This window comes from Kitasatospora sp. NPDC034023 (genome assembly GCF_055575795.1).
In genome coordinates this window covers 429284-444763 of record NZ_JBVIRY010000002.1, presented here as the reverse complement: position 1 = coordinate 444763, position 15480 = coordinate 429284, and the positions used below count along the sequence as shown (strand labels likewise).

Sequence of the window (15480 nt, the reverse complement as noted above, 5' to 3'; positions counted from 1 at the left end):
GAAAACGGTTCCGGGCCCGCCCTGGCGGCGTGAGATCCTGGAAGGCGACCCCGGCCCTGTGCCGGGGCGCCGCCCCACGCCGCCGAGCCGGAAGAACACCGTGACCGTCACCGACCACAGCCAGCAGCTCATCACCGTCGCCGCCCAGGCGGCGGCCGACAAGCTCGCGCACAACATCATCGCCTTCGACGTCAGCGAGGTGCTGTCGATCACCGACGCCTTCCTGATCGCCTCCGCGAACAACGACCGCCAGGTCCGCTCGATCGCCGAGGAGATCGAGGACCAGCTGCGCGAGCAGCTGGACATCAAGCCGGTGCGCCGCGAGGGCGAGCGCGACGGCCGCTGGATCCTGCTCGACTACCTGGACATCGTCGTGCACGTCCAGCACTCCGAGGAGCGCTCCTTCTACTCGCTCGACCGGCTCTGGAAGGACTGCCCCGAGCTGCCGCTGCCCGAGGACGCCCTGGCCTCCCGCAACCGCCCCGACGCGCACACCGACGAGGCCGGCAACGCGCTCGCCCCGGCCGACGACTTCGGCAAGCCCGAGGACCTGCACTGAGCCGCGGCGCGCGCGGCCCGCGCATCGTCTTCTGGCGACACGGTCAGACCTCCTGGAACCTCGAATCGCGGTTCCAGGGCACCACTGACATCGAGCTGACCGGCCAGGGCGTGTTGCAGGCCCAGCGAGCGGCCCGGCTGCTCTCCGGGCTCCACCCCGACCTGCTGATCTCCTCGGACCTCGAGCGCGCCCGACGCACCGCCGACGAGCTCGCCAAGGTCACCGGACTCGACGTGACCCACCACGAGGGCCTGCGGGAGACCTACGCGGGCTCCTGGCAGGGCCTGACCAACGCCGAGATCCGCGAACGCTTCCCGGAGGAGTACGCGGCCTGGGCGGCCGGCGAGCCGGTGCGGCGCGGCGGTGGCGGCGAACTGGCCGCCGAGGTCGCCGACCGCTCGGTGCCGGTGGTGCTGGAGGCCGCGGCCAAGCTGCCGGACGACGGCACCCTGGTCGTGGTCAGCCACGGCGGGACGATCCGCACCATGCTCGGGCGGCTGCTGGACCTGGAGCCGGCCCAGTGGGAGTGCTTCGGCGGGCTGTCCAACTGCTGCTGGTCGGTGCTGGGCCAGGGGGCGCGCGGCTGGCGCCTGCTGGAGCACAACGCGGGCACGCTCCCGCAGCCGGTCATCGGCGACGACACCTGAGGCGACGCCTGAGGCGGCCTGAGGCGACACCTGGGGCGACACCTGGGGCGACACCTGAGCGGCTCCGCCGCGGTCGTCTGACACGGGCGTGCGGGGGCCTCGAAGGGCCGGATTTCGCAGTTCCGGCCCTGACCAGCTAGAGTCTTCCTCGTTCGCACGGAAGGGAACGCGGCCCGAAAGGGAAGCGGAAGATCCGGTGAAGTGCGGGGCTGTAGCTCAGTTGGTAGAGCGCTTGCATGGCATGCAAGAGGTCCGGGGTTCAATTCCCCGTAGCTCCACTCCGCATCGGCGGTCGTGGTCATCCAGGGTCGCCCGTGTCGCGGGGCTGTAGCTCAGTTGGTAGAGCGCTTGCATGGCATGCAAGAGGTCCGGGGTTCAATTCCCCGTAGCTCCACAGGAGTTCGGAAGGCCGTCACCCATCGGGTGGCGGCCTTCCGGCGTTCCGGGCCCTAAGCCCCCGCTACACGCAGATGTGCGTCCAGTCGCCCGGCGGCAGCGAACCGAGCAGCTCGACCCGCTCCCGGTCCTCCGGGCCGGCCGGCACGTACACGACGATGTAGCACTCCGGCACGCCCGGCATCGTCAGATAGGTGGCGTTCAGCCGCAGCACCCCGAGCTCCGGATGACGGAACAACCGCAGCCAGGTCTCCGGCGGCGCGACCTCCTGGCGGTCCCACAGCTCCCGGAACAGCTCGCTGCGCGCCGACAGCTCCTGCACGTGCTGCTCCCAGGCCGGCTCGCCCACGTGCTTGCCGTAGGCCGACCGCAGCACCGCCACCATCCGCGGCAGCGCCTCGTCACGGTTCTCGCACGGGTTGCAGCACGGCGGCGCGGTCAGCATGCACCAGAGGCTGTTGAAGGCGACCCCACGGGACGGGCGCATCCGCTCGGCGCCGAACAGCGAGCGGTACGGCCCGTTGTAGCTCAGCACGTCGAAGCGGGTGTTGGAGACCGCCGCCGGCAGCGGGGCGAGCGAGTCCAGGATCACCTGGATCGACGGGCTCAGCTCCGGCGGGGCCGGCTGCGCGTGCGGCGACGGGGACATCCCGGCCAGCCGGAACAGGTGCTCGCGCTCGGTGCCGTCCAACCGCAGTGCCCGGGCCACCGCCAGCAGCACCTGCTCGCTCGCGTTGATCGGCCGCCCCTGCTCCAGCCACGTGTACCAGGTGACCCCGACCCCGGCGAGCTGCGCCACCTCCTCGCGCCGCAGCCCCGGCGTACGACGGCGCAGCCCGGGCGGCAACCCGACCTCCTCGGGAGTGACCCGCGCCCGGCAGGCCTTCAGGAAACGGGCCAGCTCGGTGCGGCGGCGGTCGCGCCCGCCCGTGGCGGTCGGCAGTTCCTCCAGGACGGTCATGGCCACCATCGTGCCGCAGGTCCGCCGGGCGATACAGGTGCTGCCAGTACCAGGATCAGCAGGCTCTAACCACCAGTACCGGCACGGCCGCAGGCTGGTGGCCATGACGGACCTTCAGATCCGGCCCAGTGTGGCCGGACGCACCATCGGGGCCCCGGCCGTACGGCCCGGTCTCCTCCTCACGCTCGTCCTGTGCGGGCAGTTCATGGCCGTCCTCGACGTCTCCATCGTCAATGTCGCGGTACCCACCATCCGGACCGACCTGGGCGCCTCCGGCGCCGCCCTGCAACTGGTGATCGCCGGCTACACCATCGCCTACGCCGTGCTGCTCATCACCGGGGCCCGGCTGGGCGCCCGGTACGGCTACAGCCGACTGTTCCAGATCGGCCTGGCCGCGTTCACCGCCACCTCGCTGGCCTGCGGCCTCGCCCCGTCCACCGGCTGGCTGATCGCCTTCCGACTGCTCCAGGGCGCCGGCTCGGCACTGATGGTGCCCCAGGTGATGAGCCTGCTGCAGCGCACCTTCACCGGCGCCGCCCGCACCCGGGTGCTCGGCCTCTACTCGGCGGTGCTGGCCGGCGGCATGGCGCTCGGCCAGGTGCTCGGCGGCGTGCTGGTCAGCGCCGACCTGTTCGGCAGCGGGTGGCGGCCGGTGTTCCTCGTCAACGTGCCGATCGGGGTGCTGCTGCTGGCCGCCGGCGCCCGGCTGCTGCCCCGGACCCCCGGCGACGCCTCGCGCGGCTTCGACATCCCCGGCCTGGCGGTGCTCGGCGCGGCACTCGGCCTGCTGGTGGTGCCGCTCGTCCTCGGCCACGAGCTCGGCTGGCCCGCCTGGGGCTGGGCGATGATCGCGGGCAGCGTGCTGCTGTTCGGCCTGTTCGTGGTGGTCGAGCGCCGGATCGCCCGCGGCGGCGGGCAGCCGCTGATCCCCGGACGGGTGCTGCGCGCCCCCGGGCTGCGGCCGGCGGCGGCCGGACTGTTCGCGATCATGGCCGCCTTCGCCGGCTTCATGTTCTCCTTCGCCCTGCACCAGCAGGCCGCGCTCGGCCACACCGCCCTGAAGGCCGGGCTCTGCTCGGCGCCCGTCGCGATCGGCTTCGGCGTGTCCAGCATGCACTGGCACCGGCTGCCCGGACGGCTGCACGCGGCCCTGCCGACGCTCGCTGCGGTGCTCCTCGGCGGTGGCTACCTGCTGCTGGGCGTCCTGCTCGGCGGCGGCGCCGAGATCGGCGCGGGACCGCTGGCCGAGATGGCCGCGCTCGGCCTGATCGCCGGCTGCGCGTACGCGCCGCTGTTCGCCCGGGCGCTCGCGGGGGTGGCGCCCGAGGACGCGGCCGACGCCAGCGGGGTCATGGTGACGGTCATCCAGCTCGGGCAGGTGATCGGGGTCGCGGTGCTCGGCTCGGTGTTCCTCGGGCAGGTCGACCTGCCCGCACCGGCCGCCGACTCCGGACACGCGCTGCAGACCACGCTGCTGGTCAACGCCGTCGCGGTCCTGGCCGCCGCGGGCTTCGCCGCGCGCAGCCGGCGGGCCGTGCGTTAGGAGGAAGGTGCCGTCGTGCATAGGGGACGGTCCTGCGGCGGGGGACGGAAGGCGGAGGGTGGAGGGTGGAGGGTGGAGGGCGGGGGGCGGGGGGCGGACTCGGGGGCGCGGAGCGCCGCTCCTCGGGAGCCCCCGCCGGGACCTCGGGAAACGGATTTCTGGAGCACGCCCCTGACCGTGTAAAGTAGTCGATGTCGCCGAGGGAAACCGGACGGAAACGGCCAAGAACCCGGTGACATCGCAGGTCAAGGGGCTGTAGCTCAGTTGGTAGAGCGCTTGCATGGCATGCAAGAGGTCCGGGGTTCAATTCCCCGTAGCTCCACAGCAGTCGAGAGCCGCCTCCCGTTTCGGGAGGCGGCTCTTCGCCGTTTCGCCCCCGCCACCGGCGGGAGCACCCGGAATCCCGCTACCGTCGTGCCATGGCCGATCTGGAGCGAAGGCGGAACGAGGAACTGGCCCGGATACTCCACCAACTCGGCTGGAGTCCGGAACGGCTCGCCCGTGAAGTGAGCCTCGCGCTGCCGCCGGGCCTGGCCATCAGCTCCACCGCCCCGTACAAGTGGCGCGACCGCGGCATGGTGCCACGCAGCCCGCACGACCAGGCGGTCTGCGAGGTCCTCAGCCGCACCCTCGGCATCGCCGTCACCTACGAGCAGCTCTGGGGCCGGATGGGCGGCCACCGCGGCGCCAAGATCCTCTCGCCCCGGCTGCTCACCGACCCGTGGACCGCCGACACCGCCCAGACCGCGCTGCGCGAAGCCGCCACCGACGCCGGACCGGTCCGCCTCACCGACCTGTTCCGCAACGCCGACCTCGACCAGGCCGCCGCCCGGCTCGCCTCCCCGCCGCCACCCGTCGGAGGCGGCGAGGGCGCGCTGCGCGTCGAAGCCGGACTGGTCGGCGAACTCGGCCTGTCCTACCGCAGCAAGCAGCGGCTCGAACGCTCCTGCGGCGGCGGCCTCGTCCTCGGCCCCACCCGGGCCGAACTCGCCATGCTGGCCAAACTGCTGGAACTCGGCGCGTACGACGAACGGCTGGGACGCGAGCTCTACGGCACGGCCAGCCGGCTCGCCCGGCTGGCCGGCTGGGCCGCGTACGACCTCGGCCACGACGCGGCCGCCCAGCGCGCCTTCGTCGCCGCCCTGCGCGCCGCCCACGTCAGCGGAGACCCCCGGCTCGGGGTCGCCGTGCTCGGCGCGCTGGTCGTGCTCGCCACCCAGGGCCCGGGCGGACGCGGCCTGGACGCCGTCTCCGCACTCGAAACCGCCCTGGAGGCCCACGGCGCCGCGCTCGGCCCCACCGGCCGGGCCCGCCAGCTCGGCCGGCTCGCCCGCGCGTACGGCCGCCGGGACGAGCCGGAGCGGGCCGAGGCCGCCGCCGCCCGCGCCTTCGCCGAACTGGACGGCGTGCCCGGCACCGAGGAGGCCCGTGCCTCCCTCGCCGGGATGGTGGGGGAAGCGTGGCTGGCGCTCGGCCGGAACCGGCTCGCGAAGGCCCTGCTCGCCGAGGCCGTGGCCGGACTCGGCCCCGGGCGGGCCCGCTCCAAGGTGCTGCTGATGGTGCGCCTCGCCGAGACCCACCGGCGGCTCGGCGACCAGCGGGAGGCGGCCCGCACGGCGGCGCTGGCGCGCTCGCTCGCGGCGGGGATGCAGTCCGAGCGGCTGGCTAAGGCGCTGCGGGACTTCGACGCGGCGGGGCGGGTGGCGGCGGCGCGGTGAGGGTGGCGGGGTGGTGGTGCGGGTGGTGGCGCGGGTGCGGGTGCGGTGGGGTGTTGGGGCGGTGGTGCGGCGGTTGGCCGCTGGTTCCGGGTGCGTGGGGCTGTCCTGGTGGGACGGTCGCCGTGGGGCTGCCGTGGTGGCGGTCCGGCTGGTCGGCGAGGCTGGTGCGGGGCGGCCGTCCCGGCGGGTATACCCGGGAGCGCGCTGAGTCGCTTGCGGTACCCTGAGCCCATGCGAACCGTGCGCCTGCTCCTTAGCCGGCCGCGCTGACCAGGACCGGCTGAGCCCTCGGGCGGTGCCGGAGTCGGCGTGGCGTCCCCTCCTGCGAGGGGCTTTTTTGTTTTCCGCCCCCGACCCCGTCCCGGGCGGGGCCCACGGGCCGGCCTCCTGCGCGGTTCGCCAACCGACATCGATGGAGCTTGAAGGACCATGAGCGAGACGACCCCTGCGTCCGGCGCGGCCGAGACCGCGACCGAGCAGTTCCGGTACAGCGCCGCGCTGGCGGCCGAGATCGAGTCCCGCTGGCAGGACATCTGGGAGAAGGAGGGCACCTTCCACGCCCCCAACCCCACCGGTGCGCTGGCCGACCCGTCGGCCGGTGACGTCGCCGCGAAGCCGCACAGCTTCATCATGGACATGTTCCCGTACCCCTCGGGCGCGGGCCTGCACGTCGGCCACCCGCTGGGCTACATCGCCACCGACGTCTTCGCCCGCTACCAGCGGATGACCGGCCACAACGTGCTGCACACGCTGGGCTACGACGCCTTCGGCCTGCCCGCCGAGCAGTACGCGGTGCAGACCGGCACCCACCCGCGGGTCTCCACCGAGGCCAACATCGCCAACATGCGCCACCAGCTGCGCCGGCTGGGCCTGGGCCACGACCCGCGCCGCTCGATCTCCACGATCGACCCGGAGTACTACCGCTGGACCCAGTGGATCTTCCTGCAGATCTTCAACTCCTGGTACGACGAGGCCGCCCGCAAGGCCCGTCCGATCACCGAGCTGGTCGCGCAGTTCGAGTCCGGCGAGCGGCAGACCCCGGACGGGCGCCCGTGGGCGTCCCTGTCCGCCGCCGAGCGCGACGAGGCGCTGAGCGAGTACCGCCTGGCGTACGCCAAGGAGGTGCCGGTCAACTGGTGCCCCGGCCTGGGCACCGTACTGGCCAACGAGGAGGTCACCGCGGACGGCCGCTCCGAGCGCGGCAACTTCCCGGTGTTCAAGTCCAACCTGCGCCAGTGGATGATGCGCATCACCGCGTACTCCGACCGGCTGATCGAGGACCTGGACCTGCTGGACTGGCCCGAGGCCATCAAGCTGCAGCAGCGCAACTGGATCGGACGCTCCGAAGGCGCCCGGGTCGACTTCGCGGTCGGCTCCGGAGAGAAGATCACCGTCTTCACCACCCGCCCCGACACCCTGTTCGGCGCCACCTACATGGTGCTGGCGCCCGAGCACGGCCTGGTCGACTCGATCGTCCCCGCCGCCTGGCCGCAGGACGTGCCCGCCGAGTGGACCGGCGGCGCCGCCACCCCCGCCGAGGCCGTCGCCGCCTACCGGGCCACCGCCGCCGCCAAGTCGGACGTCGAGCGCCAGGTCGACGCCAAGGTCAAGACCGGCGTCTTCACCGGCGCCTACGCCGTCAACCCGGTCAGCGGCGCGTCCGTCCCGGTGTTCATCGCCGACTACGTGCTGATGGGCTACGGCACCGGCGCCATCATGGCCGTCCCCGCCCACGACCACCGCGACTTCGCCTTCGCCCGCGCCTTCGCCCTGCCGATGCGCTGCGTCGTCGAGCCAACCGACGGACGCGGCGAGGACCCGACGCAGTGGGACGACGCGTTCGACACGTACGACTCCGTCATCGTCAACTCCGCCCGGGAGCAGGGCTCCGCGGGTTCCGGTGACGGGCTGACCCTGGACGGCCTGAGCGTCGTCGACGCCAAGGCCCACGTGACCGCCTGGCTGGCCGAGCGCGGCATCGGCGAGGGCACCGTCAACTACCGCCTGCGCGACTGGCTGTTCAGCCGCCAGCGGTACTGGGGCGAGCCCTTCCCGATCGTCTACGACGAGGACGGCGTCATGCACGCGCTGCCCGAGTCGATGCTGCCCGTCGAGGTCCCCGAGGTCGACGACTACTCGCCGCGCACCTACGACGCGTTCGACTCCAGCTCCTCGCCCGAGACCCCGCTGTCGCGCAACGAAGCCTGGGTCAACGTCGAGCTGGACCTGGGCGACGGGCCGAAGCAGTACCGCCGCGAGACCAACACCATGCCCAACTGGGCGGGTTCGTGCTGGTACGAGCTGCGCTACGTCGACCCGGCCAACTCCTCGGCGGTCGTCGACCCGGCCAACGAGCAGTACTGGCTGGGCCCGACGGAGACCAAGCCGGCCGGCGGCGTCGACCTGTACGTCGGCGGTGCCGAGCACGCCGTGCTGCACCTGCTGTACGCGCGCTTCTGGCACAAGGTGCTGCACGACCTGGGCCACGTCTCCTCCGTCGAGCCGTTCCACAAGCTGTTCAACCAGGGCATGATCACCGCCGACGTCTACCGCGACGAGCGCGGCTTCCCGGTGCCCGCCACCGAGGTCGAGGAGCGCGACGGCCAGTACTCCTGGCAGGGCGAGCCGGTCAAGCGCGAGGCCGGGAAGATGGGCAAGTCCCTGAAGAACGCCGTCGCGCCGGACGACATCGCCGACGAGTACGGCGCCGACACGCTGCGCCTGTACGAGATGTCGATGGGCCCGCTGGACGTCTCCCGCCCGTGGGACACCCGCGCCGTCGTCGGCTCCTACCGCTTCCTGCAGCGGCTGTGGCGCAACGTCGTCTCCGAGACCACCGGCGAACTGGTCGTCACCGAGGAGACGCCGGACGAGGCGACGCTGCGCGCCCTGCACAAGGCGATCGACGGCATCCGCGGCGACATGGCCGCGCTGCGCTTCAACACGGCCGTCGCCAAGGCCATCGAGCTGAACAACTTCCTGGTCAAGCGCGGCTCGACGCCGCGCGCCGTGGCCGAGCAGCTGGTGCTGATGGTCGCGCCGCTGGCCCCGCACATCGCCGAGGAGCTGTGGCGCCGGCTGGGCCACGGCGAGTCGCTGGCGCACACCGACTACCCGGTCGCCGACCCGGCGTACGTGGTCGACGAGTCGGTGACCTGCGTCGTGCAGATCAAGGGCAAGGTCAAGGCCCGGCTGGAGGTCGCGCCGAGCATCTCGGACGCCGAGCTGGAGGCCCTGGCGCTGGCGGACCCGGCGGTGGTCACGGCGATCGGCGGCGCGGAGGTGCGCAAGGTCATCGCGCGTGCTCCGAAGCTGGTGAACATCGTCACCGGCTGATTCCGGGGCCGGGGCTGACCGGGCGGGCGTCCTTCGGGGCGCCCGCCCGGTGCCATGTGAGGGGGAGGGGGACGGGCTCGGGGTCCTGTCGAGGGGGACGGGGACGGGCTCGGGGCCCTGTCGAGGGGGACGGGGACGGGCTCGGGCCCTCGGGGAGATCCCGGATCTGTCCCTGATCTCGGGCCGCGGGGCCCGCTCGGGCCGCCCCGGGGAGGGCTCCGGCGCTACCGTGGAACCCTCGGCGATGAGGCCCGCGTTGGGCCCGGTGGGGGCCGAAACGGTGGCGGAAGGTGGCGCACGATGGACGTGTTCGGCGTGATGATCGGCCTGGTCCTGCTCTTCGGGATCGCGGGGGTCGTCCTGGCGGTGGTCGGCACGGTCAAGGCGGCCAAGGCCGTCGGCGCGAAGATCGAGAAGCACGAGGCGAACGCCCGGCGCGCCGTGGAGACCGCCACCCTCAAGGCGAAGACGTACACCAGGATCGGCCCGCCCGCGCAGATCGCCACCGTCCGGCTCGGCCTGCGGACCTCGCTCGACGGCACCCGGCAGGTGCTCGAAGGCGGACTCGGGCAGGACGGCCAGCTCGCCGAGGCGCTCGCCCTGCTCACCCGGCTCGACGCCCACGCGGCGGAGCTCGACGGCGAGCTGCGGATGCTCGAACGCGAGCCGGACACCGCGCGGATCGCCGCCAAGCTGCCGGAGCTGCGCGAGCGGGCGGAACGGATCACGCACGCGGCGGAGACCATGCGCTGGGCGGCGCAGGACCGGATGCACCGGTTCGCCGAGGACGAGCTGAGCCGGCTCAGCCAGGAATGCGAGAGCGAGGCGGGGGCGCTGCGGCACTGGGACGGGGCCGGTCCTGCTCCCGCCGGTTCTGCTTCCGCCGACTCTGGTCGCGCCGGTGCAGGGTCCGGCTCGAGTGCCGGTGGCTCGGCGGGGGCGGCCGCGGGTACGGCCGCAGGTACAGCTCGGGCCGGGCTGACGGACGGGAAGGGGCGTGCGAGCGCGGAGGAGCTGTTGGGGCTCGCCGATCCGCTGGCCAAGCTGGCGCAGCGGCTGCGAAAGCCTTCGGCGGGGCCCTCGGCGGGCTGACTTCCCCGGCGCTCACCGGGCTCGGCTCTCTGAGCAGTTCGTGGGTTGGCTCGCGGGCGGGTCGCGGGCACCTTGCGGGCGGTTCGCGGGCACCTCGCGTCCGCGGCGCGGTGGTCCGCCGACGGCCGCTGTTCCCGCGCACGAACGGGGAGTAACCTCCGCCTCATGCCCTCCGACCTCGCGCTTGTCACCGATTCCACGGCCTATCTGCCGCAGGAGGCCCTCGACCGGCACGGGATCACGGTGGTCCCGCTGAGCGTCGCGGTCGGTGACTCGGTCCTGAGCGAGGGCGTCGAGATCTCCCCGAAAGACGTCGCCGAGGCGCTGCACGGCAAGCAGCGGGTGACCACCTCACGGCCGAACCCGGAGACCTTCGCCGCCGCGTACCGGGCGGCCGCCGAAGCCGGGGCGAAGGGGATCGTCTCGGTGCACATCTCGGGAGAGCTGTCCGGCACCGTCGAGGCCGCCCGGCTGGCGGCCGCCGAGGCGCCCGTCCCGGTGCGCGTGGTGGACAGCCGGCTGGTCGGGATGGCGCTCGGGTACGGGGTGCTGGCGGCGGCCGAGGCGATCGCGGCCGGGCAGAGCCTGGCCGGGGCGGCCGAGGCGGCGGGCCGGCGGGCGGCGGAGACCAACGGCTTCTTCTACGTCGACACCCTGGAGCACCTGCGCAGGGGCGGGCGGATCGGGGCGGCGCGGGCGCTGCTCGGGTCGGCGCTGGCGGTCAAGCCGCTGCTGCACCTGGACGGGGGGCGGATCGAGCCGCTGGAGAAGGTGCGGACGGCGTCGCGGGCGATCGCGCGGCTGGAGGAGATCGCGGTCGAGCGGTCGGGGGAGCGGGAAGTCGACATCACCGTGCACCACCTCGCCGCCGAGGACCGGGCCGAGCCGCTCGCGGAGCGGCTGCGGGCGCGGGTGCCGGGGCTGCGGGAGCTGTACGTCGGCGAGGTGGGGGCGGTGATCGGCGCGCATGTCGGGCCGGGGCTGCTCGCGGTGGTGGTCGCTCCGCGCTGACGGGGCGGGCTGGTTTCGGGCGGTTCGGGAACGGCGGGCCGAGCGCCGTGCCGGTCAACTTGTGATGGCCTTGATCGCTCGTGTGAGTGACAATTTTTGTCCACAACCCCCGGGTTATCCACAGGCTTTCGGTAATTTCGGCGCGCTCGTCGGGGGACTCCTACCGTCCTCGGCATGACGACGATGGGCCCGGGCGCGGCGAAGCGCCAAGCGATCAACGAGACGGTGCGGCTGCGGATGGCGGCGCTGCTGCCGACGGCCGACGAGCCGGTGGGCGGCCGGGGCACGGGGGGAGGCGGGGGAGGTTCCCCGGGGGCGGCTACGGCTGCGGGTGCCGCTGCGGGCGCGGTCTCGTCCGCGACGGGGGAGCTGCCGGCGACCGGGCCGCCGACGGGCGCGGCGCCGTTGCCACCGGGTGCGGGTGCGGGTGCGGGTGCGGGTGCGGGTGCGGGTACGGGTCTGGGCGCCGCCGCGGAGCCACCGGGCGCTGCTGTGGAGCCACCGGGCGCCGGGCCGCGTCCGCGGTTCGGTTCGTTCGCTCCGGCGGTGGTGCTCGACCGGCGCGCGGTGGCCGGGCTGGTCATCCTGCTGCTGTTCGCGGTCGGCTATGCCGTCCAGCACTTCTGGCTGGCCAGACCGGAGACGGTCGCCGTTCCCGCGCTGGCGGCTGCCTCGGCGCTGCCGGGGCCGGACGCGTCGGCCCCCGCCGATGCGACGTCAGGGGTCGGTGCGGTCGGTGCGGTCGGTGCCGTCGAGGCCGGTCCCGCCGTCTCGGGCGGCGCCGTGCCCGGCGCTGGTGCTGGGGTCGGCGTCGGTGCGGCCGTCGTGATCGACGTCGGTGGGCGGGTCCACATCCCCGGCCTGCACACCCTGCCCGGCGGCTCGCGGGTGGCCGACGCCCTGCGGGCCGCGGGCGGAGTGCTACCGGAGACGGACACCAAGAACCTCAACCTGGCCCGCGTCCTGACGGACGGTGAGCAGCTGCTGGTCGGCGAGCAGGCCCCTGCCCCCGCCCCGGCCCCGGCCGCCGGAACCGGCAGCGGACCCCCGGGCCCCGCCGTACCCCGGCCACCCGTCAGCCTCAACCGCGCCACCCTCGAACAGCTCGACACCCTCCCCGGCGTCGGCCCGACCCTCGCCCAGCGCATCCTCGCCTACCGCACCTCGCACGGCTCCTTCCGCTCCCTCGACCAGCTCCGGCAGGTCAGCGGCATCGGCACCCGTACGTACGCGGAACTCCGTCCGCTGCTCACCCTCTGACGCTTCCCCCATCCGTCCCCCTCGCTGCGAAGGGAGGTACCGCCGTGTCCGCAGCCACCGCATCGAACCCGCCTGCCCGCTCTTCGGACACCGACTTCCGGCTTCTGCTGCCCGCCGTCTCGGCCTGGGTGGTCACGGCGGCGCTCCTGCGCCTGGAGTCGGGATACGAGGCCTCCGTCTTCGCGATGGCGGGCGTCGCCGCGCTCGCGGCCGTTCTGCTGCTCATCCGGCCGGGCGTCCTGCGTCGGCGCGGGGCCGCGGTGACGCTGGCCGCCGCCCTGCTCACCGGAGCGGCGGCCGCGATCGCCACCCCGCTGCACACGGCCGACCTGCACCGGGGCCCGCTGCCCGAACTCGCCCGCGCGGCCGAGCACGCCGCGCCACGGTCGCCGGCCGCGCCCGCCCCCGCCCCGGCGGTGGAGGTTGAGCTGACCGTCACGGGAGACCCCAAGGTCCACACCTCCCGGGGCGGCACCACCGGCGGGCAGGCGCTCCTCACCGTGGACGCGATGGCCGACCGCGTCGTCCTGCTCCCGGACAGGCGGACCACCCGGACGCGCACACCCGTGACCGTCATGGTCCGAGGGGCAGACAGCGAGACCTGGCAGCGGCTGCTCCCGTCCGAGCGGCTGGCCGTGGAGGCCGAGGTGCAGCCGGCGGGGGAGGGCCATGACACCGAGTCCGCGGCGCTGCTGCTCGTCCACGGCCCGCCCCGGCAGCTGGCACCGCCGAGCCTGCCGCAGCGAATCGCCGGCCGGCTGCGCGAGGGCCTGCGCGCGGCCACCGAGGGGCTCCCGCCGGACGCGCGCGGGCTGCTCCCGGGCCTGGTGGTGGGCGACACCTCGCGCCTGCCCGACGACCTCGAAGACGCCTTCCGGGCCACCGACCTGGTCCACCTGGTGGCGGTCAGCGGGGCCAACCTGGCGATCGTCCTCGGCGCACTGCTCGGCGCGCCCGGCCAGGCCGGCACTGCGGAACGGCGCGGGCTGGCCGCGGTGCTGGGGCTGTCGCTGCGCACCGCCGCCCTGCTCGGCACGGGGCTGACGCTGGCCTTCGTGACCGTCTGCCGCCCCGAGCCCAGTGTGCTACGGGCGGCCGGGACGGGGCTGATCGGCATGCTGGCCCTGGCCACCGGCCGCCCCCGCCGGGCCGTGCCCGCGCTCGCCGGAGCCGTTCTGGTGCTGGTCCTGCTGGACCCGTTCCTGTCGCGCTCGTTCGGCTTCCTGCTCTCGGTGCTCGCCACGGCCGGGCTGCTCGTCCTCGGGCCGCACTGGGCCGAGGCCCTGCGGGCCCGGCGCTGGCCGCACCACCTGGCCGGCGCCTTCGCGGCGACGGCGGCCGCGCAGGCACTGTGCGCGCCGGTGACGGTGGTGCTGTCCGGGCACATCAGCCTGGTCGGCATCCCGTGCAACCTGCTGGCCGAGCTGGCGGTGGCCCCGGCGACGCTGCTCGGCTTCGGAGTGCTCGTCCTGCAGCCGCTCTTTCCGGCCCTGGCAGGCCTGCTCGCGATGCCGGCCGGGGTGCCGGCCGGCTGGCTCGCCCTGGTCGCGCGACGCGGCGCCGAGCTGCCGGGCGGCCAACTGTCCTGGCCGGGAGGTTGGTTCGGGACGGCGACGGTCGCATTGGCGGTCCTGGCGGTCTGCTGGGCGGCGCCGCTCCTGCTGCCCCGCCGGGCGGAGCCCGACATCCGGGCGCCCGTCCGCCCCCGCCCCGGGCGCCGCAGAGTGCGGGTACTGGTGACGAGCGCGTTGCTGGTGGTCCTGCTGGCCGTACTGCTGCGCCCGCCGCAACTCACCCGGATCGCCACCGGCTGGCCACCGCCGGGGTGGCGCCTGGCGATGTGCGACGTCGGCCAGGGAGACATGTTGGCCCTCGCGGCCGGTGCGCCGGACAGCGCCGTGGTGATCGATGCCGGGCCGGATCCGGACGCCGCCGACAGATGCCTGCGCGACCTCGGCATCACGACGGTGCCGCTCGTGCTGCTGACACACTTCCACGCTGACCATGTCGAGGGCGTGCCAGGGGTGTTGCGGGGGCGCAAGGTCGGCGCGGTCGAGGGCACGACGCTGGACGAGCCGCCGGGCGAGGCGGCCCGGGTGAGGGGCTGGGCCGCCGGGGCCGGAGTTCCGATGCTGAGGGCCGGCCGCGGCGAACGGCGGTCGATCGGAGCGGAGTTGGCCTGGGACGTGGTGTGGCCCGTTCCGGGGGCGGACATCGAGGCGCCCGGGGCGAACAACGCGAGCGTCGCACTGATGGTGACACTGACAGGAGGACTACGGATGGCACTGCTTGGAGATCTCGAACCACCGGCCCAGTCGGCCCTGTTGGGCCGCCTGGGGAGGGTCGACGTCCTGAAGGTCGCGCACCACGGTTCGGCCCACCAGGACTGGGACCTCGCCGGCGCCCTGCGGCCCCGACTGGCCCTCATCTCCTGCGGCGAGGGCAACGCCTACGGACACCCTTCCCCGAAGACGGTCGACCGGCTGCGCGCGCTCGGCGCGACCGTGCTGCGGACCGACCGGGCGGGCGACATCGCGGTGACCGGCGACTCTCCGGCCACTCTCGGCGTGTCCGTCCACCCGCAGCCCACCCACGCGGCCCACAAGCCGCGTGCCCGCGGCGCGAGCAACTCGGTGGTCCCCACCCGCCCCGGGCAGACCCCGGGCACACCGCGGGCCCCGCCCGCGTGACCCCCGCTTTCCTCCTCCTCCCAACCACGAAGTGGGGAAGGGAAAGGGGTTGGGGGTTGGGTTGGGGGAGGAGTGGAGGGGCGGGGCGGGGCCAGAAGAAACGTTTCGGCGCGCTCCGGGCCAAGCCCGGAGCGCGCCGAAAATAGCAGGAACAAAATTGGCCCTAACTGGCCCGCCCCACAGCACTTCGCAGAGCCGGGAGCAGGGTTCCCCGGCAAGACTCGATCCGTCAGGCCTGACGGCACGATCCGCCCGTCAGACCCGTCA

At 74.0% G+C, this 15480-nt stretch carries 10 protein-coding genes and 3 tRNA genes; 12 read left to right on the top strand and 1 reads right to left on the bottom strand.

The features are described 5' to 3' along the window. Positions 1–100 precede the first annotated feature (100 nt). From rsfS to ACZ52R_RS04905, 4 genes are all read left to right on the top strand, one after another. Positions 101–559 carry a ribosome silencing factor gene (gene rsfS, locus ACZ52R_RS04920; protein ID WP_360509506.1) on the top strand — a complete coding sequence of 153 codons (459 nt, stop codon included), beginning with the start codon at positions 101–103 and terminating at the stop codon, positions 557–559. Continuing rightward, complete coding sequence (locus ACZ52R_RS04915; protein WP_465620296.1) at positions 556–1206, top strand: histidine phosphatase family protein; 651 nt, start codon at positions 556–558, stop codon at positions 1204–1206. Before rsfS ends, ACZ52R_RS04915 begins: the two co-directional genes overlap by 4 nt. A 205-nt stretch (positions 1207–1411) precedes the next feature. Further along, positions 1412–1484, top strand: a tRNA-Ala gene (locus tag ACZ52R_RS04910). A 43-nt stretch (positions 1485–1527) separates the two neighbouring features. Continuing rightward, positions 1528–1600, top strand: a tRNA-Ala gene (locus ACZ52R_RS04905). Between the two features lie 66 nt (positions 1601–1666). Here the strand turns inward: ACZ52R_RS04905 and ACZ52R_RS04900 are convergent. Beyond that, positions 1667–2563, bottom strand: coding sequence for a helix-turn-helix transcriptional regulator (locus tag ACZ52R_RS04900; RefSeq protein WP_465752744.1), 897 nt, complete (start codon positions 2561–2563; stop codon positions 1667–1669). A 103-nt stretch (positions 2564–2666) separates the two neighbouring features. On the opposite strand from ACZ52R_RS04900, the gene ACZ52R_RS04895 reads away from it, so the two are divergent. From ACZ52R_RS04895 to ACZ52R_RS04860, 8 genes are all read left to right on the top strand, one after another. Continuing rightward, on the top strand, positions 2667–4106 hold the full coding sequence (locus ACZ52R_RS04895; protein WP_465752742.1) for an MFS transporter: 1440 nt from the start codon (positions 2667–2669) through the stop codon (positions 4104–4106). A gap of 249 nt (positions 4107–4355) precedes the next feature. Continuing rightward, positions 4356–4428 (top strand) — tRNA-Ala (locus ACZ52R_RS04890). Positions 4429–4525: 97 nt separating this feature from the next. Then, positions 4526–5824 (top strand): hypothetical protein, encoded by a 1299-nt coding sequence (locus ACZ52R_RS04885; protein WP_360509500.1) that lies wholly within the window; start codon positions 4526–4528, stop codon positions 5822–5824. A gap of 429 nt (positions 5825–6253) precedes the next feature. Continuing rightward, on the top strand, positions 6254–9160 hold the full coding sequence (leuS, locus tag ACZ52R_RS04880; RefSeq protein WP_465620109.1) for a leucine--tRNA ligase: 2907 nt from the start codon (positions 6254–6256) through the stop codon (positions 9158–9160). A 300-nt stretch (positions 9161–9460) separates the two neighbouring features. Next, positions 9461–10252: a hypothetical protein gene (locus ACZ52R_RS04875; RefSeq protein ID WP_465662703.1), complete on the top strand. Its 792-nt coding sequence runs from the start codon at positions 9461–9463 to the stop codon at positions 10250–10252. A gap of 165 nt (positions 10253–10417) precedes the next feature. Further along, positions 10418–11263, top strand: coding sequence for a DegV family protein (locus ACZ52R_RS04870; protein WP_465620113.1), 846 nt, complete (start codon positions 10418–10420; stop codon positions 11261–11263). A gap of 174 nt (positions 11264–11437) precedes the next feature. Then, positions 11438–12523 carry a ComEA family DNA-binding protein gene (locus ACZ52R_RS04865; RefSeq protein ID WP_465752740.1) on the top strand — a complete coding sequence of 362 codons (1086 nt, stop codon included), beginning with the start codon at positions 11438–11440 and terminating at the stop codon, positions 12521–12523. Positions 12524–12567: 44 nt separating this feature from the next. Beyond that, a complete protein-coding gene (locus tag ACZ52R_RS04860; RefSeq protein WP_465620117.1) occupies positions 12568–15213 on the top strand; it encodes a ComEC/Rec2 family competence protein in 2646 nt (881 codons plus the stop codon). Positions 15214–15480: the final 267 nt, after the last annotated feature.